A 23,040-nucleotide genomic window follows, 5' to 3' on the forward strand; every position below is an offset into this window, starting at 1 on the left:
CCCGTGCTCCCCACGGATGGTGACCGCTCGGGTGAGATCCGTGCTGACAGCGGTGTCAGTTCCTGCATAAGGTGCGTTCACCACAACGGCCCTGTCGAGGGAGGGCCGGCGTGCTCCACCCACCGCCCACAGGGGAGAGAAACGCATGCGCAGATCTCGATCGAGCACGGCCTTCCGTACCGGAGTGGCCCTGCTCGCCACCGCGGCACTGGCGCCGATCGCGTCACTGTCCGCGAACGCCGGACCGCCGAGCAAGCCGTTCGTCCAGGGGACGCAGACGGTCGCGGCGTACGACTACGACAACGCGGTCCACGAGCGGATCCAGGTCGACGTCCCCGGCGTCGACACCGACGCGAACGGCGTCAAGGACCAGGTCACCGTCGACATCATCCGGCCCGGCGAGGCCGCCGAGGCCGGGATCGACATCCCGGTGATCATCCAGGCGTCGCCGTACTACGCGGGCGACCCGAAGAGCTACTTCGACGACGCCGGCACCCGGCAGGTGTACAGCAGCTGGCTGGACAACTACTTCGTCCCGCGCGGGTACGCCGTGGCCTTCGTCGACATGCCGGGCACGTTCCGCTCGACCGGCTGCAGCGACGTCGGCGCGGACTACGAGGTGCTCGGCACCAAGGCCGTGATCGACTGGCTGAACAACCGCGTCCCCGGCCACACCCCGGACGGCGCTCGCGCGAAGGCCGACTGGTCGACCGGCAAGGCCGGCATGATCGGCGTCTCCTGGAACGGAACGATCGCGAACTCGGTCGCCAGCACCGGCGTGCGCGGCCTGGAGACCATCGTCCCGATCGCCGCGATCTCGTCGTGGTACGACTACACCCGCGGCTTCGGCGTACCGTTCTACGACGAGTACATGGGCTTCCTGCACGACTACGTGAGCAACGACGCGTCCCCGCGCTGCGAAGAGCTCACCACCGAGATCGAGCAGGACTCCGACACCCGCACCGGCTCGTACGGCAAGTTCTGGGACCCGCGGAACTACCGGCTCGACGCGAGCAAGGTGAAGGCCAGCGTGTACGTCGTGCACGGGCTCGGCGACGAGAACGTCAAGACCCGGCACTTCGGCGAGTGGTGGGACGAGCTGGCCAAGCGCAACGTGCCGCGCAAGATCTTCCTGCACCAGGGCGTGCACCTGGACGGCTTCAGCTTCCGCGACGAGTGGGTCGACAAGCTGCACCCGTGGTTCGACTACTGGCTGCAGGGCCTGAAGAACGACGTGATGAAGACCCCGCAGGCGACCGTGCAGCGTGAGGACGGTTCGTTCGTCGACGAGCCGCGCTGGCCGGCCACCGGCGTCAAGAACACGAAGCTGAACCTGAGCAAGCCGCTGAACGCCAAGACCGGCGGCCTGTCGATCGCGGCGGCCTCGTCGGACCCGATCAGCTTCACCGGGACCAGCCAGGAGTCGGCCGACACCGTCGTACTGGACCCGACCGCGCAGCGCACCGACCGGGCGGTGTTCCTCAGCAACGACCTGGAGCAGTCGGTCCGGATGTCCGGCACCGGCAAGGTGACGGTCCGGGTCAAGGTCAACAAGGTTGCCGCAGGCCTCAAGGCACGCCTGGTCGACTACGGTACGGCGAGCCGCTATCGCGACGTCACCAACGTGCCGAACACCAGCGTCTGCTGGGGTGACGGCAACACCCTCGACACCGGCTGCTACGCCAAGACCCAGATCAACACGGCGGTCTCCGACGCGTCGGTCGCGGTCCGCACGCTGGCCGACATCGGGCACTACAGGTCGCTGAACCGCAAGGAGTCCCTGCAGTCCGGCAAGTGGTACGACCTGAGCTTCGAGCTGAACGCCGACGACGTCGTCTTCAGCGCCGGCCACCGGCTCGGCCTGGTGCTCACCGTCGAGCCCGACAACCCGTCGGTGCCGTTCAACGGTGCGACCGTCACGCTCGACCCGGCCAAGTCGTCCCTGACCCTCCCGCTGACCAACGCCACCGACCTCGCGACCGCGGAGACCCCGCAGTCCCGGATCGCGGCGAACTCCCTGGCCCAGCCGGAGCCCTCGAAGGACCCGGTCGAGCTGATGCGTCAGTTCGTCGAAGCCAGCCGCTGATCGTCGGAGGCCCCGACCTAGTCGGGGCCTCCTTCAGCGCGCGGTCCGTCGTACGACGACAAAGCTGACGGCGCCGCACGCGGCCGTCACCAGCCCCAGCCAGAAGACCTTCGCGCCCCACCACTCCGGACGGTGCAGCGCCTGCTTCGGCACTCCCGCGGCGAACGAGTCGACCATCCGCTGGACCCGCTCCTGCTCGTCCTTGGACAGCCCGCCGTCGCTCAACTGGTCGGCCAGGCTCAGGACGCTGTCGTTCTGGTCCGGCGTGAAGCCGGGGAACGTCGGCCCGTCGCCCGCCGGCAGCCGCAGTCCGGGAGGCCCGCAGCGCAACGGCTCTCCGCTGGTCACGTCGATCTCGACCCGCTCGGCACCGCAGCCGTCGCCGGAGTGCTTGAAGCCGACCTGGTAGGCCTTGTGGTCCTCCCAGACGTTGGTCGCGCCGACGACCATCAGGACGACGCCGCCCAGGAGCATGGCGGTCATGACGATCCCGATCAGACCTGCGAAGAAACAGCGCATGAACCTATCCATACCAGTACGGCGCGGGCGGCGCGCCGTACTGGCAGGAAGCGGTCTACGAGCTGAGCGACCAGGAGTTGATGTACCCGACGTCCGCGCGGGCGACGTCGCGGACCTGGAGCTTCCAGGTGCCGTTGCGGGTCTCGCTGCTGAGGGTGGCGGTGTACGTCTGGTTGATGTTGTCGGCCGAGTCCCCGCTGGAGTTCTTCAGCCGGTACGACGAACCGTCGGGGGAGATCAGATCGATCACCAGGTCGCCGCGGTAGGTGTGCACGATGTTGACCGCGACCTGCGCCGACGTGGCGCTCCCGGTGCAGCCGCTCACGTTGACCGAGCTGGTGACGGCGGCGCCGGCGTCCGGGATGTTGATGTTGGCGTCGTTGGTGAACGGCCCGCACGTCGGCGTCGGACCGCCTCCGCCGAGGTTCGCGGCCGCGGTGGCGATGGCCGACGCGAACGTGCTCACCTGGGTGTAGACGCCGGGCGCGCTCGGCCGGGCGCAACCGTCGCCGTGGCTGACGATGCCGACCTGGATCCACGCGTTCGAGTTGTCCCGGCGGAACATCGGCCCGCCGGAGTCGCCCTGGCAGGTGTCGACGCCACCGGTCGCGAGCTGACCGGCGCAGAGCTCGGCGGGGAAGATCAGGTCGCTGTAGTAGTCGCCGGCGTCGCGGCACGACACGTCGTCGACGTACGGGACGTTCGCCTTCAGCAGGTACCGCTGCTGCGCGCCGCCCTCACTGGCAGCACCCCAGCCGGCCACCGTGAAGGTGCCGGTGTCGTACGCCGTGCTGGTGGCGATCGGCAGCGTCGGTACGCCGGTGATCGGCGTCGCCAGCTTGATCAGCGCCCAGTCGCCACCGGTGCTGGTGCCGTAGGTGGTCGAGCGGTGCACGTACGTCGACTTCACCTTCGTGGCCGACGTGTCCTGCAGGTCGACCACACCGACCGTGGCGGTGATCGACGTGTTGTTGCCGGTGGAACCCACGCAGTGCGCGGCGGTCAGCACGAGCTGATTGGTGTACATCGCGCCACCACATCCCATGGACAGCCTCACCATCCACGGAAACTCACCTTGCACAGCGCGGGTCCCACCGACGACTCGGGGGCCGGGCTCGCCTTGGGCGGAGGCGGGGCCGGCACTCGCCGAGTGGGCGGGCACGATGACCAGGGCGGCGGTCATCGCGCACAAGACGGCGGACTTGACGATACGGGTCAGAAGCATGGGCGGTGCCTCCTTGAAAACTGCTGCGGTTGCACAGTTTGTACACCCTCCGGCACAGCCGGTGATGGCACGGGAGTGCGAGGGCACCGATGCGCCGGGATCGAGACCCAACCGAAACGGCCGGTGCTGCCGTGGCCGCGAACTCAGGCCAGAATTGGAACAGCAGCCCGGCGGCGCTCAGGTGGTCCGTCGCCGGGCTGCTGGACCTCAATTCTCGCTCACAACTGCGCAGAAGTGGTGGCCAGATGGTGACACGGCACAAGAATGCTGACAGGACAACAAATCTCGCGGTGTGCAGCGGCCGGAACACGGACAGTACGATCCACCTCTTGCGGATCGTTCTACCCTGGAGTGGCGGTAGCCCACGGTGACCGCGCCCGGGAGGGAGGGGACAGCCATGAGCTCGACCGACACGGAGCGTGCCGAGCACTTGCGCGTGCTCGGGCTCAACGACGACGAGATCCTGGTCTACCAGCACCTGCTCCGATCCGGCCCCTCGTCGATCGGTGAGCTGGACGCGGCCGTCGCCGGCCGCGAGGTCGGCATCGACGACGTGCTCGGCGGCCTGGTCCAGGCCGGCCTGGCGCGACGGTCGGGATCGGACCACGCCAGGTTCCTGCCGGTGCCTCCCGACGCCGGGCTGGAGGCGCTGACGCTGCGCCGCGAGTCCGAGCTGAAGCAGGCCCGGATCGAGGTGCTGAACGCGTACGACGAGTTCCGGCGGACCGTGCACAACGAGTCGACCACGCACCTGATCGAGGTCGTCACCGGGACCGCGATCGTCGAGCGGATCAACCAGATCAAGGGCAGCGCGCAGCGCGAGATCCTGGCCATCGACTCCCCGCCGTACTACCTGGGCGCGGGCCCGAACCAGATGGAGATCGAGCAGCTCAACCGCGGCGTCGCCTACCGGGTGGTCTACTCGCCGGAGTCCGTCGAGGTGCCCGGGTACCTGACCGAGAACATCCTGCCCTGCGTCGAGGCCGGCGAGCAGGCCCGCGTGCTGCCCGACGTACCGGCGAAGCTGACGATCATCGACGGCTCGATCGCGTTCGTGTCGATGTCGGTGCGCGACACCGACGTGAACCGTTCCCTGCTGATCATCCGCCCGAGCAGCCTGCTCACCGCTCTGATCGGCATGTTCGAGCTCTGCTGGCGCAACGCGCTGCCCCTGCACGCGTCGGTCGGCGCCGAGGACGACCGCCTCGAACCCATCGAACGCCGCCTGCTCGCCCTGCTGGCCACCGGCGCGGCCGACGACACCATCGCCCGCACCCTGGGCATCAGCCGCCGTACGTTCTTCCGGTACTTGGAACGCCTGATGAACCGCACAGGAGCGAGCACCCGCTTCCAGCTGGCCCTGCACGCAGCGCGCGAGAACTGGCTGTAAACAAAGAACTCCCGGTGTCCTGCGGGGGACACCGGGAGCCGTTGTTCTTCAGCTCAGGCCTTCACGAACTCCTTGGCGACGACCTCGGCGATCTGGGCGGTGTTGAGTGCCGCGCCCTTGCGGAGGTTGTCGCCGCAGACGAACAGTTCCAGCGCCTGCGGGTCGTCCAGGGACTTGCGGATGCGGCCGACCCAGGTCGGGTCGGTGCCGACCACGTCGGCGGGCGTCGGGAACTCGCCCTCGGCCGGGTTGTCGAACAGGATCACACCCGGCGCGTCGCGCAGCACCTCGCGGGCCTCGTCGACGTCGACCTCGCGGGCGAACACCGCGTGCACCGACAGCGAGTGCGTCGTGATCACCGGCACCCGCACGCACGTCGCGGACACCTTTAGGTCGGGCAGGCTGAGGATCTTGCGCGACTCGTTGCGCACCTTCAGCTCCTCCGACGACCAGCCGTCCTCCTTGAGCGACCCGGCCCACGGCACCACGTTCATCACCAGCGGCGCCGGGAACGGCCCGAGCGCGTTGCCGATCACCCGGCGTACGTCGCCCGGCGTCGTCCCCAGCTCACGATTCCCGGCGACCTTCATCAGCTGGTCGTACAGCGCGTCGATGCCTTCCTGCCCAGCGCCCGAGGCCGCCTGGTACGACGCGACGACCAGCTGCTCCAGCTCGTACCGGTGGTGCAGCGCGCCCATCGCGACGATCATCGACAGCGTCGTGCAGTTCGGGTTGGCAATGATGCCCTTCGGCCGGTGGCGGGCCGCCTCGGCGTTCACCTCGGGCACCACCAGCGGCACGTCAGGATCCATCCGGAACGCACCGGAGTTGTCCACCACGACAGCGCCCTTGGCGACCGCGATCGGCGCCCACTGGGCGGAGATCTCGTCCGGGACGTCGAACATCGCCACGTCGATCCCGTCGAAGGCCGCCTCGGACAGCGCGACCACCTCGACCTCCTCGCCGCGGACCTTCAGCCGTTTGCCCGCGGAACGCTCGGACGCGATCAGCCGGATCTCCCCCCAGACGTTCTCGCGGGTGGAGAGCAGCGTGAGCATGACCGTGCCGACGGCGCCGGTCGCGCCGACCACCGCCAGGGACGGCAGGCCGGCCCGCTCGTCGATCGTGGGGTCCGCAGCGTTCACCGGGGTCACCGTCCTGTTCCTCCGTAGACGACAGCTTGGGTGTGCTCGTCGTCGAGGTCGAATGCGGTGTGCGCCGCGGTCACGGCGGCGTCCACCAGGTTCTCGTCCACCACCACGGAGATGCGGATCTCCGAGGTCGAGATCATCTCGATGTTCACGCCGGCGTCGGCCAGCGCGGAGAAGAACTTCGCCGAAACACCCGGGTGCGAGCGCATCCCGACGCCGATCACCGAGACCTTGCCGATCTGGTCGTCGTACAGCAGCTGCTCGTAGCCGACCTCGTCCTTCATCCGCGCCAGCGCGGACATCGCCCGCGAGCCGTCGGCCCGGGGCAGCGTGAAGGAGATGTCGGTCCGGTTGGTGGCGACCGCCGAGACGTTCTGCACGATCATGTCGATGTTGGTCTCGGCGTTGGCGACCGTCTCGAAGATCCGCGCGGCCTCGCCCGGCTTGTCGGGGACGCCGACCACCGTGATCTTGGCTTCGCCGCGGTCCTGCGCGACGCCGGAGATGATGGCCTGTTCCATGGGATTCAGTTCCTTCGCATCGACGACCCAGGTGCCTTCCTTCTGCGAGAAGGAGGAGCGCACGTGGACCTTGACGTTGTAGCGCCGCGCGTACTCGACGCAACGCAGGTGCAGGACCTTGGCACCGCAGGCAGCCATCTCGAGCATCTCCTCGTAGGAGATCTTCGGGATCTGCTGGGCGGCCGGCACGATCCGCGGGTCCGCGGTGAAGATGCCGTCCACGTCGGTGTAGATCTCGCAGTAGTCCGCCTCGAGCGCGGCGGCCAGCGCGACCGCGGTCGTGTCGGAGGCGCCGCGGCCCATCGTGGTGATGTCCTTGGTGTCCTGCGCGACGCCCTGGAACCCGGCCACGATCGCGACGTGGCCCTCGGCCAGCGCGTCCTCGATCCGGCTCGGCGTGATGTCGATGATCCGGGCGTTGCCGTGCGCCGAGGTGGTGATCACACCGGCCTGCGAACCGGTGAACGACCGCGCCTCGTAGCCCAGGTTCGCGATCGCCATCGCCAGCAGCGCGGCCGAGATCCGCTCACCCGAGGTGAGCAGCATGTCGAGCTCGCGCGGCGGCGGCAGCGGTGAGACCTGCTGGGCCAGGTCCATCAGTTCGTCGGTGGTGTCGCCCATGGCGGAGATGACCACCACCACGTCGTTCCCGGCCTTCTTCGTCGCGACGATCCGTTGGGCCACACGCTTGATGCAATCGGCGTCAGCGACCGACGAACCGCCGTACTTGTGCACGACGCGACCCACAGCTGTGTCTCCTCAAAGCTTGGTTCCCCAGCAGCTCACACTGGTTGCGGCACGCTGTGCAGACGCTTCCTCGGGGCAGCACCAGGCGTGTTCGTTCGGTCCATTCTAGCCGTGACCATCTCGTTGTCTCCTGCCTGACCAGGACCTGGGCCACCCGTTCGGCGCGCGGCGGCGCGGCGCGCAGGAACGCTGGCGGCGGCCGCCCGGCACCGGAGACCTTTCGGGGACCGGCCTACTTGTTTATATAAGTCATCACTGAAATACTGGGGTCATGCACGCCTTCGACATCCTCGGCGACCCGGTCCGGCGCCGGATCCTGGAACTGCTCGCCGACGGGCAACTGCCGGCCGGACAGATCGCGGCGGCCATCGGCACCGAGTTCGGCATCAGCCAGCCGGCCGTCTCGCAGCACCTGCGGGTGCTCCGCGACAACGGCTTCGCCACCGTCACCGTCGACGGCACGAGACGCCTGTACGCCGTCGACACCGAGCCGCTGCGCGAGATCGACGCCTGGCTCGATCGCTACCGCAAGTTCTGGACCAACCGCCTGGACGCGCTCGACACCGAGCTCCGCCGAGGCCGGCGGGCTCAGTCTTCCTCGCCCTCACCCTCGGAGGCTCCTGATGCCTGACCTCAGAGAACTACTGGGAACCACTCGCACGATCACCCGGTCGACGGGCGGCACGTACGCCGTCGTCCTTCGGCGTACGTACGACGCAGACCTTCAGGACGTCTGGTCCGCGTGGACCACGCCGTCCCGCCTCACCCGCTGGCTCGGCGACGTCACCGGCACCCGCGAGGTCGGCGGCACCGTCCACCTGACGATGTCCCCGCCAGACCAGGACGTCGCCACGGTCCACATCACCACCTGCAACGCCCCCACCAACCTCCAGGCCCGCTGGACCTGGCCCGGCGAACCCGACTCCACCGTCGACCTCCAACTGCAGCCCACCGGTAGCACCACGGTCCTCACCCTCACCCACTCCCAGGTGCCCGAGAAGTCAGCCGTCGAGTACGGCTACGGCTGGGAGGACTTCCTCAACCGCCTCACCCGCCTCCTCGCCGACGAGGACCCGGCAGCAGTCTCCTGGTCCGAGGCACAGCAACACTTGAAGCCGCTCTGGGAAGACCTCTTCACAGGAGCCTGACCTCGAGCGCACTCCACCGCCCCCCGCAACCACCCCGGCAGCAGAACGCCGCCCCCAGCCCCAGCCCCAGCACCCGCCAAAGTCCGACTCTGTGCACCATCCAGCCATCAAGAAGCCCTGAACGTGGCCGAACCATGCACAAAGTCGTCCCTTTCACCGGGTTCCGGGCAATCCACCCCCGAGGTCACCAACACCTCGGCCGTGTCTAAGGCCCGCCCAGCTGCCGCGTACGCAGAGGGGGCTAGGCGTTCCGGCGCCGCGGGCACGAGGCGTTGAGCGCAGGCGCTGTACACACGTGGCGCATGTGTGAGGTGGGCTACGCGTTCCGGCGCCGCGGGCACGAGGCGTTGAGCGCAGGCGCTGTACACACGTGGCGCATGTGTGAGGTGGACAGGCGGCATGAGTGCGGGCCGGGTGACGCGGATGCAGGGGGCACATTCAGCGGGTGCGGAGTGTTCGCAGCGCGTGGCGGAGTCGGGCTGCCGACTGACTGACTCGTTCTTCGACGACTGGCGCGGTACATCGCGGCAGCCGTCGAAGAAGGGAGCAGTCGTCGCAATGCGGGGCAGTCGGATCCGTCGTACAGACGCCGCTGGACGGACGACCGACCAGCGGGCGCAGGCACTCGCCGGGTGCCCGCGACCGGCGGGCCCAGCCACTCGCCGGGTGCCCGCGACCGGCGGGCCCAGGCACTCGTCGGGTGCCCGCGAAGGTGTGAGTCTGGACGCCCACCCGCCGACTGACTCCTTGTTGGACGCCATGCACAGGTGACGTGTGTGCGAGGTGGGCAGGTGGCGTGGAGGCGGGAGCAGATGACCGAGGTGCGGAGTGGGCACAGCACCTTCGGTCGAGTCGGCGTTCCGCACACGTGACGCGGGTACCAGGTTCAGGTGACGCGCCAACGGCGAGCGCCCTGACGCCGTACACCGTGAGCGCGCCGACGGCGTCCGTGGCGAGGCGCATCAGCAGCTACCTGGACGTTCGGCTACGAGCCCGCAAGTGGAGTCCGCGAAGCGGTCCACCGAGGTGGCGGGCTCAGGCGACAAACACCTCTTCGACGGCGGCCTCGTCAGCCGGACGGTGCGGCGGGATGCGGAGCAGGACCAGGGTCGCCAGCAGCGTCAGTATGGCGGCCATCAGCCAGACGTAGCGGACGCCGAAGGTCTCGACGACCAGGCCCGCGAGCGCCGACCCGAGGGCGCCGCCGATCATCGCGCCGCTGCCCATCCAGCCGAAGATCTCGGTGCGCACGGAGTCGGGCGTCATCGCGCCGAGGCGCTCGTAGAGCGCACCGACCGTCGGCGCCAGCACGCAGCCCGACAGCAGCAGCGCGACGCCGAGCGACACCGGCGACCAAGTGGCGAAGACGCACGCCAGCATGCCGACCGAGACCAGCAGCGAGCGGCGCCACACGTAGGAGATCCGCCGACCGGGCAGCGTGCCGACGACGACCCCGCCGAGCAGACTCCCGACCGCCCAGACCGTCTCCAGCACTCCCGCGATCAAGCGGTTCCCGTGGTCGTCGGCGAACGCGACGATGCCCAGCGACACCGATGCGAACGCGGTCACCGAGAGCGCGAACGCCAGGATCAACGGCAACCGGTGCCGATGCCAAAGCAACTGTGGCGCGGTCAACCGCTGCACGGTCTCGTCGTGCCGCGTCGCCGGCTGCTGCTGCACGCCGTACCACCAGACCGACACCAAGGCGACCGCCGCGGCCGACAGCACGCCGGCCCGGGGGCTGACGAAGCTGACCACCAGCGCACCGAGCATCGGCCCGATCGCGAACAGCACCTCCTGGGCCGTCGCGTCCAGCGCGTAGACCGCGCGCAACCGCGACCCCTGGACCAGCCGCGGCCAGGCGGCCCGCAGCGTCGCGGTGATCGGCGACACGAACGCCCCCGCGAGCGCGGACACCACCGGCATCAACCGGTACCAGTCGTTCGGCAGGAGGGCCAGCACGAACATCGCCAGGCTCCACGCCATCCCGGTCCAGATGACGACCCACTTGCCACCCCGCCGGTCGGCCAGCCGCGACCAGATCGGCCCGCCCAGCGCCGTACCGATCGAGTAGGCCCCCGCGACCACGCCGGCCCAGCCGAAGCTCCCGGCCGCGTCCTTCGCGAGGAACGACATCGGCACCGCCGACGCCATCACCGGCAGCCGCGCCACCAGCGCCGAGGCCAGGAGTGAAGCCACCCCACGAGTTCTCCAGAGCGCGCGGTACGCCGACAGGTCCATAGCCCGCATTCTGTCCTGTCACCAAACCCCCCGCCTCCGGATTTATCCCTACGCAGAAGAAAAAGCATCCCTATCTCCTGCCGACATCATATGCGAACATGTGTTCGTGTCCCAAACCGGTGAGGTGACGATCCTGCACGCCGACCTCGACGCGTTCTACGCGTCGGTCGAGCAACGGGACGACCCTTGCCTGCGCGGCCGGCCGGTGATCGTCGGCGCCGGCGTCGTGCTCGCCTGCAGCTACGAGGCCAAGGCGCTCGGTGTCCGGACGGCGATGAGCGGCGGCCAGGCGATGCGCCGCTGCCCGCAGGCGATCGTGGTCCAGCCACGCATGGCGGCGTACTCCGACGCCAGCAAGGCCGTCTTCAAGGTCTTCGAGGACACCACCCCGCTGGTCGAGGGCCTGTCGATCGACGAGGCGTTCCTGGAGGTCGCGGGCCTGCGCAAGATCGCCGGTACGCCGGTGGAGATCGCCCGCCGGCTCCGCGCCGAGGTGCTCGCGAAGGTCGGGCTGCCGATCACCGTCGGCGTCGCCCGGACCAAGTTCCTCGCGAAGGTGGCCAGCGGCGTCGCCAAGCCCGACGGACTGCTGGAGGTGCCGCCCGACCAGGAGCTCGAGTTCCTCCACCCGCTCGCGGTCGAGCGCCTGTGGGGCGTCGGCGAGGTGACGGCCGAGAAGCTCCGCTCGCGCGGACTCACCAAGGTCGGCGACGTCGCGGTGCTGCCCGAGGCCGCGCTGATCGCGATGCTCGGCCGCGCCTCGGGCCGGCACCTGCACGCACTCGCCCACAACCGCGACCCGCGCCCGATCGAGGTCGGCAAGCGCCGCCGTTCGATCGGGTCGCAACGCGCTCTCGGCCGCTCACCGAAGTCGCCCGAGACGCTGGACGCCGTACTGGCCGGTCTCGTCGACCGCGTCACCCACCGGATGAGATCGGCCGGCCGCTCGGGCCGGACCGTCACGCTGCGGCTCCGCTTCGACGACTTCACCCGCGCGACCCGCTCCCACACGTTGCCTCAGGCAACGGATCACACGCGGACCCTGCTGGTCACCGCCCGCGCGCTGATGGCCGAGGCCACGCCGCTGATCGAGAAGCAGGGCGTCACGCTCGTCGGCATCGCGGTCGGCAACCTGGAGAACGAGTCGACCGTCCAGCTGGCGCTGCCGTTCGACAAGGCCAGCAACGACGAGCTGGACAGCGCGATGGACCACGTCAAGGACAGGTTCGGCACCAACGCGATCACCCGCGGCATCCTGCTCGGCCGCGACCAGGGCCTCACCGTGCCGATGCTGCCGGACTGACCTCATCCCGTACGACGCCCTGCAGCTTCCCGGCGACCCCGACCGTCACCAGCGCGAGCACCCCGATCGCCGCACCGATCCAGCCCAGCACCGAGTACCCGGCCCCCGCGTCGAGCGCCCGGCCACCGATCCAGGGAGCCACCGTGATCCCGACGTTGAACGCCGAGATGTTCACCGCGGCCGCGAGCGTCGGCGCCGCGCCGGCCAGGCTGAAGACCCGCGTGTTCACCGCCGGATTGGTCGCGAACCCGGCCGCACCGAGCAGCGTGATCGCGGCGACGGCGACGACCGGCTGCGCGGTCCACACCGCCAGTACGACGGACAGCACCACCACCGCGGCCAGACCGACGAACAGAGTGCTGAACGGCCGCTGGTCCGCAACCCGTCCACCGATAGTGATCCCAACCAGCGCGCCCACGCCGTACAGGGCAAGCACCGCGGGGACCCAGTCGGCGGACAGGCCGGTCACGTCGGTGAGCAGCGGCGCCAGGTAGCTGAAGATGACCAGCAGCGCGCCGACCGACAACGCCGTGGTCGCGTAGGCGAGCCACAGGCTGGGATTCGCCATCGCGCGCACCTCGTCCCGCAGCTTGGGAACGCCGCCTTCGGTCGCGCCACCGGGGACGGTCGCGAGCACGCCGGCCATCGCGATCGTCGACAGCACCGCGACCGCCCAGAACGCCGCGCGCCAGCCGAGGTGCTGGCCGATCACCGTGCCCAGCGGCAGCCCGAGAATGGTGGCCACGGTCAACCCTCCGGCCAGGATGCTCATCGCGCGACCGCGCCGGTCCGACGGCACCAGCCCGACGACCGTGACCGACGCGACCGCCCAGAATCCGGCGTACACGAAGGCCCCGACGACGCGCGTCACCAGCAGGAACTCGTAGTTCGGCGTCAGTGCGCCGGCCACGTGCGCCAGCACGAACACGACGAGGAAGCTCAGCAACACCGTACGGCGTGGCCGGCGCAGCGTCGCCACCGCGAGCACCGGCGCGCCCACCAGCATCCCGATCGCGAACGCCGAGATCAGCAGTCCCGCGGACGGGATCGAGACGCCGAGATCGGCCGACAGCTCGGGCAGCAGCCCGGCGAGCATCAGCTCGGACGTTCCCTGCGCGAAGATCGCAAGGCCCAGCACGAAGATGGCAGGCGGCATCGAAGAATCCCCTCCGGAGGAACGATCAGACAAGGGCGGTCAGCGCGGTCGCCGCGACCGCGGTCAGCGCGGTCCGGTCGGCACCACCGCGCGCCAGCACGCGGATCCCGCAGATCGTCGCGACGACGAACTGCGCCAGGCCGCGGGCGTCCTTGTCCGCGGCGATCTCCCCGTCGCGCTGGCCGGCCTCGATCGCCGTCGTCAGCGCGACCAGGCGGACCTCTTCGTCCGCCCGCAGGTGCTCGGCGACCACGGCGTCGTGGGGCGCGAGCTCGATCAGGGAGTTGACCACCAGGCAGCCGGGCGGCTCGTCGGCGGGCGGGTCGACGGCAGCGTCCAGCAGCGTGCGGATCTTCGCCAGCGTCGGCAGCTCGCCGGCCAGCAGCTCCAGCGTCGACCCGGTCTTGCGGTCGGTGTACCGCGCCAGTGAGCGCTCGAACAGCTCGTGCTTGCCGGCGAAGGTGTTGTAGATGCTCGACCGCCCGAGCCCGGTCGCCGCGCAGAGGTCCTGAGTCGAGGTGCCCTCGTACCCGTGCGCCCAGAAGGCACGCATCGCCGCATCGGTCGCGGCCTCCTCGTCGAACGTCCTGGGTCGGGCCATGAGGACGAGGTTAGCACGGTTTTGGATCGATCAGTTCAGAATTCGCGCGGGTACCCGATCTCGGCGAGGTCCTCCTTGAGGTCGGACAGTTGGCGGTTCCGGTTGAGGATCGTCACGACGTACTCCGACAGCGGCATCAGCGCGTACACGTGCCGGATCGCGTCGAGGTCGAGCGCGACCTCGTAGTACTCCTCGGCGAAGGTGAGATAGGCCTCCGGGCCTTCCGCGAGCAGCCCGAAGAGATTTTCGGCGCCGTCGTCGCCCTCCGGCTCGACCGGGCCGCAGACCCAGTCGCCGTCCGTACGCCAGAAGCACACCGTCGCGTTCAGCACGCCGTCCTCGTCGTCGCGGAAGGCCTTCTCGTCCCGCGCCGCGTGCAGCGCGGGCGGTACGCCGTCGAGCAGTCCCGGCCACAGCTCCCCGTGGTTGCCGTACGGCGACATCGGCGACTCGTGCGCGAACCCGCGCGCGAAGGCGCCGTCGGGCGAGAACACGATCGAGTACTCGTCACCCGACCCGTCGACCATCAGCGCGGCCTCCTCGGTCGCCGACCAGCGCGCGTCGAACGAGTAGTACCGGTACGCCGGGTCCTCGCAGACGATCAGGTCCAGGACGGCGAGCGCGCGGCTGGTCCGCCGTACGGTCTGGAGGTCGGGCAGCCGGGCGATCAGTTCGTGAACAGGCACCGGGTCATTCAACCGGGTTCAGTAGTTCTCGTCGAACAGGCGGCCGGCGTACCAGGTGAGCGCGGAGCGGAGCTCGCCGACCTGGCGGAGCCGGCGGCGACTGGTGGCGCCGTGCGCGACCGGGAAGACGCGATGGCCGCCATGGAACCGGCGCCGCGAGGCCGGGAGGTCGGCGGCGCGGGCCGGGTCGAGCCAGACCACGAGCCAGACGCGCCGGGAGTGACCCACGAGGCGGATCCGCGAAACGCCGGCCCAGGGGACGAAGCCGGTCCGGCCGGCGCGCGTCGCCGTCAGGCCGTCGGCGTTCACGACGAGACGGATCTTGCGGCCGAACAGGAACGGGATGCGAAAGGCGAGGAACCAAAGGCCGACGAGACTGAGCAGCCAGCAGACCAGGGCCTGTCCGCCCAAGCCGAGCTCGGCGGAGTAGGAGGAGAACCAGCTGGTCGCGAGGGTGAAGGTCAACTGCCAAAGGGACATCAGGACCGCGTAGGTCCGGCTGGTGGTGAAGGTGGGGCCTACGGGCGCCGGTCGCTTTTCTCCCTCGATCGGCAGGCGCGCCGGCGCCGGCGGATCCGCGAAGGCGTTGCTCCTCGGCATTTCGTCCACTCGCGTCGGCATCGCCGGCAGCTGCATGGTGCTTGCTGTAGGCAACGGAACCGGATGCACCGGGCTCAACGCCTTCAGTACGTCGTCCGGCAACGGCCGCTGCTCAGGCTTGCGCTGCAGACACCCCCGGACCACCCCGGCGACATCATCAGGCAGCGACGGGATCAGCGGCTCCTCGTGCACGACCCGATGCATCAGCACACTCAACGGCCCACGCCCGAACGGCCCTTGCCCACTCGCCGCGAACACCAGCACCCCGCCCAGCGAGAACAGGTCCGACGCCGGCCCGATCGCCCCGCCGGTGATCTGCTCGGGCGACAGGTAGCCCGGCGTACCGACCACGATCCCGGTGGCGGTCAGGTTCACGTCCTCGAGCGCCCGCGCGATGCCGAAGTCGATCACCCGCGGGCCGTTGTCGGTGAGCAGGATGTTCGACGGCTTGAGATCGCGGTGCACGACACCCGCGCGATGGATCGCGACCAACGCCTCGGCCAGCCCCGCGGCGACGTACCGCAGACCGTCCGGCCGCAGCGGCCCCTGCCCGTCCACCGCCTGCTGCAACGTCGGCCCCGGCAGGAACTCCGTCGCCAGCCACGGCCGCTCGGCACCCGGATCAGCGTCGATCACCGCCGCAGTGAAGGCCCCACCCACCTTCCGGACCGCCTCGACCTCCCGCTCGAACCGCGCCCGGAACGCCGGATCGTCGGCAAGCTCCGGCCGGACCACCTTCAGCGCGACCAGCCGCCCACCCGGTGACCGCGCCAGGTGCACCGTCCCCATCGCGCCACTGCCCAGCCGCGACTGGACCACGAACGGACCGACCACCGCCGGATCCTCGTGCTGCACTCGCGCCTCCTCGGCCTCACCGGCGCCTCACGCTATCCCAGCACCGAGGCCGCAACCATCCGACGCGGAGGCTGGCCGCCGCGCTCCATCGGGAATATCCGGCGGACGCCGCGCGCTCCGTTGAGACGACTGGTCATTTTGGCTTGTGGGAGAGGGATGATCGTGATGACCGCACCGGCAGTGAAGGCGTTCCCGCTGAACTACTTCGGCATCGCTTTCGGGCTGACCGGCCTCGCCGGCACCTGGACCGCCGCGAGCGACGCACTCGGGGTCGACCGAGCCGCCGCCAACGCGCTCTGGCTGATCGCCTTCGTGGTCTGGCTGATCAGTCTGGTCCGCTACTCCCGCGGAGCCCGTACGCCGCGGCAGGTGCTCACCGACCTCGAGCACCCGGTCCTCGGCCCGTTCGCCCCACTTGTGACGACCACCGGCATGCTGTACGGCGCGGCGCTGAGCCACTACGCGCCGACGGCCGGGCGGGTCGTCGTACTGGTGATGTTCGTGCTCGGCCTGGCGGTGGCGACGCTGTTCTTCACCAGGCTGCTGGTCCGGCAGCATGACATCGACCAGCTTCACGCGGGCTACCTGCTGCCGACCGTGGCGGCTGGCCTGATCGGTGCGCAGAGCCTGGCGACGGTCGGACTGCCTGAGCTCGGCTACGGGTCGTTCGGCGTCGGCATCCTGATGTGGCTGCTGCTCGGCGCCCTGCTACTGGGTCGCCTCGCCTTCCGGCCGGCGCTCCCTGCGGCACTCGTCCCCACGCTGGCCATCTTCGCGGCGCCGCCTGCGGTTGGCGGGAACGCCTGGTTCGCACTGGACGGCGCGAAGCCTGACCTGTTCCAGCACGCACTGCTCGGCGCCTTCGTGCTCCTGATCCTGGCGCAGCTCGCGCTGGTCCCGACGTACGCGCGGCTGCCGTTCGGCCTGGGCTTCTGGGCGCTGACCTTCACCACGGCGGCCAGCGGCACGTACGGGATCCACTGGCTCGCCGCGACTGGCGCGCCAGACGTCCTGACGATCGCGGTCCTGGTCCTCGTGACCGCGATCATCGGCCTGGTCGCCGTACTGTCCGTGCGCCTCGTGCTCAGCGGCGCTGGACGACCTCCTCGGCGACCTCGACCAGTTCACGGTCGGACGCCTCGGTCTCCGGATCGTGCGCCGGCTCCAGCCGGTCGTGCGCGATGAGCGACTGGATGGCCCGCAGCACGGCGCTCGCCGCGGCGCCCCAGGTGGAGACGTAGGAGAACTGCCACCACCACAGCGCCTCGATGATCCGGCCGGACTGGTAGTGCGCGAGGCCGTGCACCAGGTCGGTCGCGATCGCGGTCAGGTCGTCGGAGAGCCGGTTCACGGTGATCTCCGGCGGCGCGGCGTACGGGTCGAAGACCTCGGCGTACTCGTCGAGCCCTTCGAACAGCACCGCCAGCCGGTCACGCATGGCGTCGAGGTCCGGGTCCGGGCCCGCGTCGCTCTCGAAGCGCTCGGCCGGCACGAAGTCCTCGAACGCGCCGAGCCGCCCGCCGGCCAGCAGCAGCTGACTGACCTCGAGCAGCAGGTACGGCAGCGAGGCGAGCCCTTCGTCGATCCCCTCCTCGTCGGGCTGCGCCGCGATGTCGCGCACCGAGATCAGGAAGCTTTGCACCTGGTCGGCGATCTGTTCCGCGAACTCGGTCAGGTCCTCGTTGTCGGTGTCCAACGCGCGTTCCGCAATATCGGTTGATTCAGTCATCGATCGATCGTCGCCCTTCAAACGCCCGTCCGAGTGTGACCTCGTCGGCGTACTCGAGATCACCGCCTACAGGTAGTCCACTGGCCAAACGAGTCACACGCAACCCCATGGGCCTGAGCAACCGGCTCAGGTACGTCGCGGTCGCCTCACCTTCCAGGTTCGGGTCGGTGGCGAGAATGATCTCGGTCACCTCGCCGCTGGCCAGCCGTTGCATCAGTTCGCGGATCCGCAGCTCGTCCGGCCCGATCCCCTCGATCGGCGAGATCGCGCCGCCGAGCACGTGGTAGCGGCCGCGGAACTCACGGGTCCGCTCGACCGCGACCACGTCCTTGGCCTCCTCGACCACGCAGATCAGCGCGAGGTCGCGGCGCGGGTCACGGCAGATCCGGCACTGCGTCTCCTCGGAGACGTTGCCGCAGATCTCGCAGAACTTGACCTTCTCCTTGACCTGGATCAGCACGTGGGCCAGCCGGCGGACGTCGGTCTCGTCGGCGGCGAGCAGGTGGAACGCGATCCGCTGCGCGGACTTCGGACCGACGCCGGGGAGCCGGCCGAGCTCGTCGATGAGGTCCTGGACGGCCCCTTCGTACACGTCAGCCCGGGTTCTGACCGGGCTGGCCCGGCCGTGTGAACCCGATGGTCGGGCCCTGGTCGTTGCCCGGCAGCTGCTTGCCGCCTGGCACCTGGTTGCCACTGCCCGGGAGCTGGTCGCCACTGCCCGGAAGCTGGTCGTCGGCCGGCACCGTCTCCGGTCCGCCACCGAACCCGGGCAGACCTCCACCCAGGCCACCGGCTAACGGCCCCATCGCGCGGGCCGCGACCTCCTTGGCGTTCTCCGAAGCGTCCCGTACGGCGGCCACGATCAGATCGGCCAGCGTCTCGGTGTCGTCCGGGTCCACCGCCTGCGGGTTGATCGTCAGGCTCAACAGCTCGCCGGTCCCCGACACCATCGCGGTCACCAGCCCACCACCCGCGGTGCCCTCGACCTCCTGGTTCTCCAGGTTGGCCTGAGCCTCCATCAGCTGGTTCTGCATCGCCTGTGCCTGTGCGAGCAGCTCGGACATGTCGAAGCCCCCACCCTGCCCACCGCCACCGTCGAACACGCGATCTCCCGTCGGACTCTTTCGCTTGCCCCTGAGCCTAGCCGGTCGCCCCGACAACCCCAGCCCAGCCCAGCGACCGAGCGGAAACCGATATGTGTCCACACCCTGTGGACCCCACTTATCCACAACATGTGCAAAACATGTGCACACCACAGCGCGCTGCTAGGCGCCTGGTGTTACCCACACCCCATCCCCAACCCTGTGGAAAACCTGTGAACACCCGCCCCCAGCCTGCGCGGCCCGCCGTCCGGCTCCGTCCCGATCCCACGCCCTTCCCCGGCCCGCCGCCCAGGCCCCGCGCCCTGTCCCCCACCCCCGCGGCCAGCTCCCGGTCCTCGCCCGACCCCGTCCCAGCGCCTCGCCGCCGCTGCCCGCTGTCCTGTCCGGCCCCAGGCCCGCGCTTCACCGCCGCCGCCCCGCTCCCGCGCGGCCCCGAACCCGCGCTTCACCTCAACGTCCCGTTCTCCTGCCCGGCCCAGCAGTCAGCGAGCACGACAAAGCAGCCTGTCCTCGGACAGGCTGCTTCTCCCAGCGGCCAGTACTTCAGCGACCGCGCGTGCCGAACCTCAGTTGGGCTCTTCGTTGATGATCGACGCCCCCAGCGTCTCCCGCAGCAGATCGGTGTGCGACCGAGAGTCCTCTTCGAGCACCATGTCGTCGTCCCCGATCGCCATCGCCTCTTCCTCAGGCGTCAACGGCGCTTCCTGAACCTCCGGCGCCGCCGCAGCCTTCCGCGCCTGCTCAGCCGCCACCGCAGCCTCAGCCGCCCGCCGCTTGCTCGCGGCCTGCTCCTGCCGATCCACCTCAGGCGCCGCCGACGGAGCCGGAGGCCCGCCCGCCTGCTGATCTGCCTGCAGCGGCCCCCTCACCTCACCAGGCGAATCCTGTACGGCGACCGCTCCGCCCGCCTGCACCGCAACAGCGCCCCCAGAGGCCGCGGCACCCCCCGAACCGCCCGCACCCCCAGGACCGCCAACCGCTCCATCCCCCCAGCCCGCCCCGCCACCGCTACCCGCGCCCTGCCCAGCCGCTCCTGCTCCCGGCCCAGCAGCTCCATCGCCCGAGTTGCCCGCGACACCACCACCCGCATCGTCCGCGCCAGCACCGGTAGCCCCCGCCCCACCGGCACCCGCGTCCGTCCACGCTCCCGAGCCACCCGGCCCCGTACCGCCGCCCGCACCCAAGGCGCCACCAGGGCCCACGTTCCCGCCGACCCCAGCCGCACTCGCCCCGGATGCACCACCAGCGCCAGCGCTCCCGCCGCCTACAGCCCCGCTCGCCACCAAGGCACCGCCAACGCCAGCGTTCCCGCCGGCCCCACTCGCCGCCGGGGCACCGCCAACGCCAGCGTTCCTGCCGCCCCCACTCGCCGCCGGGGCACCGCCAACGCCAGCGTTCCCGCCGCCCCCACTCGCCGCCGGGGCACCGCCAGCGCCAGCGTTCCCACCGTCTCCGGCCCCACCCGACGCAGACCCGCCCGGCTGGCCGGACTGCGACCCACCGTCAGCCCCCGCGCCACCTCCCGGCGCGCCATTCGCAGCACCACCACTTCCACCATCGCCGTACGACCCACCGCCACCACCCGGACCAGCCGCCCCCGGCTGGCTCCCCGCCGGCGGAGCCTGGTCCCACGAGGAACTCGGCGGCGCGGACGGCGGCGCAGGCGGAGGTGCCGCGCCCGACCCAGCGCCCGGGTCGGTCGACGGATCCACCACAGCTTCGACCCGCCGGTTCAGCCCGATCGTGTCGATCATCGCCTGCCGCAAGATCTCGTCGCTGCCGGACCGCGCGAAGCTCTCCCGAGCCCCCGCGTTCACCAACCCCAACGTCAACGTCTGATCGTCGACGGCGATCACCTGAGCGTTCTGGCTGAGCATGATCCAAGCGAACCGCCGCTTGCTCTTCACCGCCTCCAGCACCTCAGGCCACAACCGCCGAACATCCGCCAGCCCCACGGCACCGGTAGAAACCGGCGCAGCCGCGGCCGGCGCAACCTGCGCAGCCGCCGGCGACTGCCCACCAGTCACCCCAGCAGCCGACCCGGACTCATCAGCCCAAGCCCCAGTCCGATTCCCACCACCCGAAGCACGGGCTCCCGCACCACCAGCCTGGCCCGACGCCCCCGCACCAGGCGCCTGCGCCTGCGCCTGCGCCTGCGCTCCAGCTCCACGGGCCTGGCCTCCTCCAGCTCCGCCGCTCTGGCCCCCTCCAGCTCCGCCACCCTGGCCCGACGCTCCAGCTCCACCAGCAGCACCACTACCGGCCGAGCCAGATCCACCAACCGTGCCCGATCCACCACCCGCACCAGATCCACCCGCCGGGGACGCCCCACCCGCCGTACCGGACCCCGCACCACCAACTCCACCACCGGTTGCTTCGCCAACCGCCGACCCACCAGCTACGCCCGCAGAGCCATCACCAGCGTCGCCAGCCGCCGAACCATCACCCCGCCCCGAGCTGCCCGCAGCCGAACCCGCAACCGCGCCGCCAGCCGAGCCCCCAGCCACGCCCCCGGTACCCGGCGTACCAGCTCCACCCGAACCACCATCCCCGCCAGCTCCCGCCGGCACCCCACTCCCACCGGCAGCACCGCCGACCGGACCAGAACCCCGACCAGCCCCACCAGCGACTCCACTGTCAGCCGGCCCCGAACCCCGACCATCCGCCGCACCACCAACGGCTGGCGCTCGCCCAGCAGGCGCAACCTCCGCCGTACCAGCAGGCACTCCGATCGTGAGCCGACGCTCCATCCGATCCAGCCGGGCCTGAATCCCGTTGGTCGAGTCGTCAGCCCCCGGCAGCAGCACCTTCGCGCAGATCAGCTCCAGCTGCAGCCGAGGCGCCGTCGCCCCGCGCATCTCCAGCAACCCGGCCGCGACGATGTCCGCGGCCCGAGTCAGCTCAGCGGCCCCGATCCCCGCCGCCTGCGTCTGCAGCCGCTCGCCCTGATCCTCCGCCGCCTCGATCAGCCCGGAAGCGACCGCGTTCGGCACCGCCGACAGGATCACCAGGTCGCGCAACCGCCGCAGCAGGTCCTCCGCGAACCGCTTCGGATCCTGCCCGGTCTCGATCACCTTCTCGACCGTCTCGAACACAGCCCGGCTGTCGTGCGCCGCAAACCCGTCAACACACGCGTCCAGCAGCGAGTCCGGTGTGAACCCGAGCAGCGCGACCGCCAGCTCGTACGTCACGCCCTCCGGCCCGGCCCCACCGATCAGCTGGTCGAGCACGCTCAGCGAATCACGCACCGAACCAGCACCAGCGCGCACCACCAACGGCAGCGCCGCCGGCGCGATCGCCACGTCCTCGGCCTCGCACAGCGTCGCCATGTAGTCCCCCAGCGCCTTCGGCGGCACCAGGCGGAACGGGTAGTGGTGGGTGCGGGACCGGATCGTCCCGATCACCTTGTCCGGCTCGGTCGTGGCGAAGATGAACTTGAGATGCGGCGGCGGCTCCTCGACCAGCTTCAGCAGGGCGTTGAAGCCCTGCGTGGTCACCATGTGCGCCTCGTCGATGATGTAGATCTTGTAGCGGCTCTCGACCGGCGCGAAGAACGCCCGCTCCCGCAGGTCGCGCGCGTCGTCGACACCACCGTGCGACGCGGCGTCGATCTCGATCACGTCGATGCTGCCCGGCCCACCCCGCGCCAGGTCGGTGCACGACTTGCACACCCCGCACGGCTCCGCGATCGGGCCCTTCTCACAGTTGATCGCCCGCGCCAGGATCCGCGCGCTCGTGGTCTTGCCACACCCACGCGGACCGGAGAACAGGTAGGCGTGGTTCACCCTGTTGTTGCTCAGCGCGTTCCGCAACGGTGCCGTGACATGGTCCTGCCCGATCACCTCGGAAAACGTCTCCGGGCGATACCGGCGGTACAACGCAAGAGGTGCTTCCACGACCGCAACCCTAGCGCCGAGCGCCGACATTTCCTCCCCAGCCCATCACCCCAGCGATTCCACTCCCCAAGCCATCCCGTACG

At 70.1% G+C, this 23,040-nt stretch carries 17 protein-coding genes and 2 pseudogenes; 6 read left to right on the forward strand and 13 right to left on the reverse strand.

What is annotated here, in order from left to right:
* The first annotated feature begins 145 nt into the window (after nucleotides 1–145).
* Complete coding sequence (locus ACLQ2O_RS00390) at nucleotides 146–2,086, forward strand: CocE/NonD family hydrolase (RefSeq protein WP_425825897.1); 1,941 nt, start codon at nucleotides 146–148, stop codon at nucleotides 2,084–2,086.
* Between the two features lie 33 nt (nucleotides 2,087–2,119).
* On the opposite strand, the gene ACLQ2O_RS00395 is transcribed toward ACLQ2O_RS00390, so the two are convergent.
* Together ACLQ2O_RS00395 and ACLQ2O_RS00400 are read right to left on the reverse strand one after the other, a co-directional pair.
* Nucleotides 2,120–2,605, reverse strand: coding sequence for a hypothetical protein (locus ACLQ2O_RS00395; protein ID WP_425825899.1), 486 nt, complete (start codon nucleotides 2,603–2,605; stop codon nucleotides 2,120–2,122).
* Nucleotides 2,606–2,660: 55 nt separating this feature from the next.
* A complete protein-coding gene (locus tag ACLQ2O_RS00400) occupies nucleotides 2,661–3,830 on the reverse strand; it encodes a trypsin-like serine protease (RefSeq protein ID WP_425825901.1) in 1,170 nt (389 codons plus the stop codon).
* A gap of 397 nt (nucleotides 3,831–4,227) precedes the next feature.
* On the opposite strand from ACLQ2O_RS00400, the gene ACLQ2O_RS00405 reads away from it, so the two are divergent.
* Nucleotides 4,228–5,220 carry a helix-turn-helix domain-containing protein gene (locus ACLQ2O_RS00405; protein ID WP_425825903.1) on the forward strand — a complete coding sequence of 331 codons (993 nt, stop codon included), beginning with the start codon at nucleotides 4,228–4,230 and terminating at the stop codon, nucleotides 5,218–5,220.
* A 53-nt stretch (nucleotides 5,221–5,273) separates the two neighbouring features.
* Here ACLQ2O_RS00405 and ACLQ2O_RS00410 read toward each other — a convergent pair whose 3' ends face one another.
* Nucleotides 5,274–6,374 (reverse strand): aspartate-semialdehyde dehydrogenase, encoded by a 1,101-nt coding sequence (locus ACLQ2O_RS00410; protein ID WP_425825905.1) that lies wholly within the window; start codon nucleotides 6,372–6,374, stop codon nucleotides 5,274–5,276.
* Nucleotides 6,371–7,639: an aspartate kinase gene (locus ACLQ2O_RS00415; RefSeq protein WP_425825907.1), complete on the reverse strand. Its 1,269-nt coding sequence runs from the start codon at nucleotides 7,637–7,639 to the stop codon at nucleotides 6,371–6,373. Before ACLQ2O_RS00415 ends, ACLQ2O_RS00410 begins: the two co-directional genes overlap by 4 nt.
* 271 nt (nucleotides 7,640–7,910) lie before the next feature.
* On the opposite strand from ACLQ2O_RS00415, the gene ACLQ2O_RS00420 reads away from it, so the two are divergent.
* Nucleotides 7,911–8,270, forward strand: a complete 360-nt coding sequence (locus tag ACLQ2O_RS00420) for an ArsR/SmtB family transcription factor (RefSeq protein WP_425825909.1) — start codon at nucleotides 7,911–7,913, stop codon at nucleotides 8,268–8,270.
* Nucleotides 8,263–8,787, forward strand: coding sequence for an SRPBCC domain-containing protein (locus ACLQ2O_RS00425; RefSeq protein ID WP_425825911.1), 525 nt, complete (start codon nucleotides 8,263–8,265; stop codon nucleotides 8,785–8,787). The genes ACLQ2O_RS00420 and ACLQ2O_RS00425 overlap by 8 nt, the downstream gene beginning before the upstream one ends.
* A 1,035-nt stretch (nucleotides 8,788–9,822) precedes the next feature.
* Here ACLQ2O_RS00425 and ACLQ2O_RS00430 read toward each other — a convergent pair.
* Nucleotides 9,823–11,028 (reverse strand): MFS transporter, encoded by a 1,206-nt coding sequence (locus tag ACLQ2O_RS00430; RefSeq protein WP_425825913.1) that lies wholly within the window; start codon nucleotides 11,026–11,028, stop codon nucleotides 9,823–9,825.
* Between the two features lie 106 nt (nucleotides 11,029–11,134).
* Here ACLQ2O_RS00430 and dinB point away from each other — a divergent pair, with 106 nt between their 5' ends.
* Complete coding sequence (dinB, locus tag ACLQ2O_RS00435; RefSeq protein WP_425825915.1) at nucleotides 11,135–12,331, forward strand: DNA polymerase IV; 1,197 nt, start codon at nucleotides 11,135–11,137, stop codon at nucleotides 12,329–12,331.
* On the opposite strand, the gene ACLQ2O_RS00440 is transcribed toward dinB, so the two are convergent.
* Genes ACLQ2O_RS00440 through ACLQ2O_RS00455 form a run of 4 tightly spaced genes read right to left on the reverse strand, consistent with a single transcriptional unit; the run spans nucleotide 12,306 to nucleotide 16,229 of the window.
* Nucleotides 12,306–13,487: a Cmx/CmrA family chloramphenicol efflux MFS transporter gene (locus ACLQ2O_RS00440; RefSeq protein WP_425825917.1), complete on the reverse strand. Its 1,182-nt coding sequence runs from the start codon at nucleotides 13,485–13,487 to the stop codon at nucleotides 12,306–12,308. The two genes, dinB and ACLQ2O_RS00440, sit on opposite strands and share 26 nt — an antisense overlap.
* A gap of 25 nt (nucleotides 13,488–13,512) precedes the next feature.
* Nucleotides 13,513–14,088 (reverse strand): TetR/AcrR family transcriptional regulator, encoded by a 576-nt coding sequence (locus ACLQ2O_RS00445; protein ID WP_425825919.1) that lies wholly within the window; start codon nucleotides 14,086–14,088, stop codon nucleotides 13,513–13,515.
* 35 nt (nucleotides 14,089–14,123) lie between these two features.
* Nucleotides 14,124–14,774, reverse strand: a complete 651-nt coding sequence (locus tag ACLQ2O_RS00450; RefSeq protein WP_425825921.1) for a hypothetical protein — start codon at nucleotides 14,772–14,774, stop codon at nucleotides 14,124–14,126.
* 18 nt (nucleotides 14,775–14,792) lie between these two features.
* Nucleotides 14,793–16,229, reverse strand: coding sequence for a protein kinase domain-containing protein (locus ACLQ2O_RS00455; RefSeq protein ID WP_425825923.1), 1,437 nt, complete (start codon nucleotides 16,227–16,229; stop codon nucleotides 14,793–14,795).
* A gap of 165 nt (nucleotides 16,230–16,394) precedes the next feature.
* Here ACLQ2O_RS00455 and ACLQ2O_RS00460 point away from each other — a divergent pair, with 165 nt between their 5' ends.
* Nucleotides 16,395–17,414 (forward strand): hypothetical protein, encoded by a 1,020-nt coding sequence (locus tag ACLQ2O_RS00460; RefSeq protein WP_425825925.1) that lies wholly within the window; start codon nucleotides 16,395–16,397, stop codon nucleotides 17,412–17,414.
* On the opposite strand, the gene ACLQ2O_RS00465 is transcribed toward ACLQ2O_RS00460, so the two are convergent.
* From ACLQ2O_RS00465 to ACLQ2O_RS00480, 4 genes and pseudogenes are all read right to left on the reverse strand, one after another.
* Nucleotides 17,314–17,958 carry a DUF5063 domain-containing protein gene (locus ACLQ2O_RS00465; RefSeq protein WP_425825927.1) on the reverse strand — a complete coding sequence of 215 codons (645 nt, stop codon included), beginning with the start codon at nucleotides 17,956–17,958 and terminating at the stop codon, nucleotides 17,314–17,316. The genes ACLQ2O_RS00460 and ACLQ2O_RS00465 overlap by 101 nt on opposite strands.
* Nucleotides 17,951–18,550 carry a recombination mediator RecR gene (gene recR / locus ACLQ2O_RS00470; protein ID WP_425825929.1) on the reverse strand — a complete coding sequence of 200 codons (600 nt, stop codon included), beginning with the start codon at nucleotides 18,548–18,550 and terminating at the stop codon, nucleotides 17,951–17,953. Before recR ends, ACLQ2O_RS00465 begins: the two co-directional genes overlap by 8 nt.
* A gap of 187 nt (nucleotides 18,551–18,737) precedes the next feature.
* Nucleotides 18,738–19,061 (reverse strand): annotated as a pseudogene (locus ACLQ2O_RS00475) (YbaB/EbfC family nucleoid-associated protein); the annotation flags it as partial.
* A gap of 2,501 nt (nucleotides 19,062–21,562) precedes the next feature.
* A pseudogene (locus tag ACLQ2O_RS00480) lies at nucleotides 21,563–22,987 on the reverse strand (DNA polymerase III subunit gamma and tau); the annotation flags it as partial.
* Between the last annotated feature and the right edge of the window lie 53 nt (nucleotides 22,988–23,040).

The organism is Kribbella sp. DT2 (genome assembly GCF_049844575.1).
GTDB lineage: Bacteria > Actinomycetota > Actinomycetes > Propionibacteriales > Kribbellaceae > Kribbella.

Bases quoted from the DNA above. Each gene is read 5' to 3' on its own strand.
- ACLQ2O_RS00390 (WP_425825897.1), top strand. From the start codon at position 146: ATGCGCAGATCTCGATCGAGCACGGCCTTCCGTACCGGAGTGGCCCTG.
- ACLQ2O_RS00395 (WP_425825899.1), bottom strand. From the start codon at position 2,605: ATGCGCTGTTTCTTCGCAGGTCTGATCGGGATCGTCATGACCGCCATG.
- ACLQ2O_RS00400 (WP_425825901.1), bottom strand. From the start codon at position 3,830: ATGCTTCTGACCCGTATCGTCAAGTCCGCCGTCTTGTGCGCGATGACC.
- ACLQ2O_RS00405 (WP_425825903.1), top strand. From the start codon at position 4,228: ATGAGCTCGACCGACACGGAGCGTGCCGAGCACTTGCGCGTGCTCGGG.
- ACLQ2O_RS00420 (WP_425825909.1), top strand. From the start codon at position 7,911: ATGCACGCCTTCGACATCCTCGGCGACCCGGTCCGGCGCCGGATCCTG.
- ACLQ2O_RS00425 (WP_425825911.1), top strand. From the start codon at position 8,263: ATGCCTGACCTCAGAGAACTACTGGGAACCACTCGCACGATCACCCGG.
- ACLQ2O_RS00430 (WP_425825913.1), bottom strand. From the start codon at position 11,028: ATGGACCTGTCGGCGTACCGCGCGCTCTGGAGAACTCGTGGGGTGGCT.
- ACLQ2O_RS00440 (WP_425825917.1), bottom strand. From the start codon at position 13,487: ATGCCGCCTGCCATCTTCGTGCTGGGCCTTGCGATCTTCGCGCAGGGA.
- ACLQ2O_RS00445 (WP_425825919.1), bottom strand. From the start codon at position 14,088: ATGGCCCGACCCAGGACGTTCGACGAGGAGGCCGCGACCGATGCGGCG.
- ACLQ2O_RS00460 (WP_425825925.1), top strand. From the start codon at position 16,395: ATGACCGCACCGGCAGTGAAGGCGTTCCCGCTGAACTACTTCGGCATC.
- ACLQ2O_RS00465 (WP_425825927.1), bottom strand. From the start codon at position 17,958: ATGACTGAATCAACCGATATTGCGGAACGCGCGTTGGACACCGACAAC.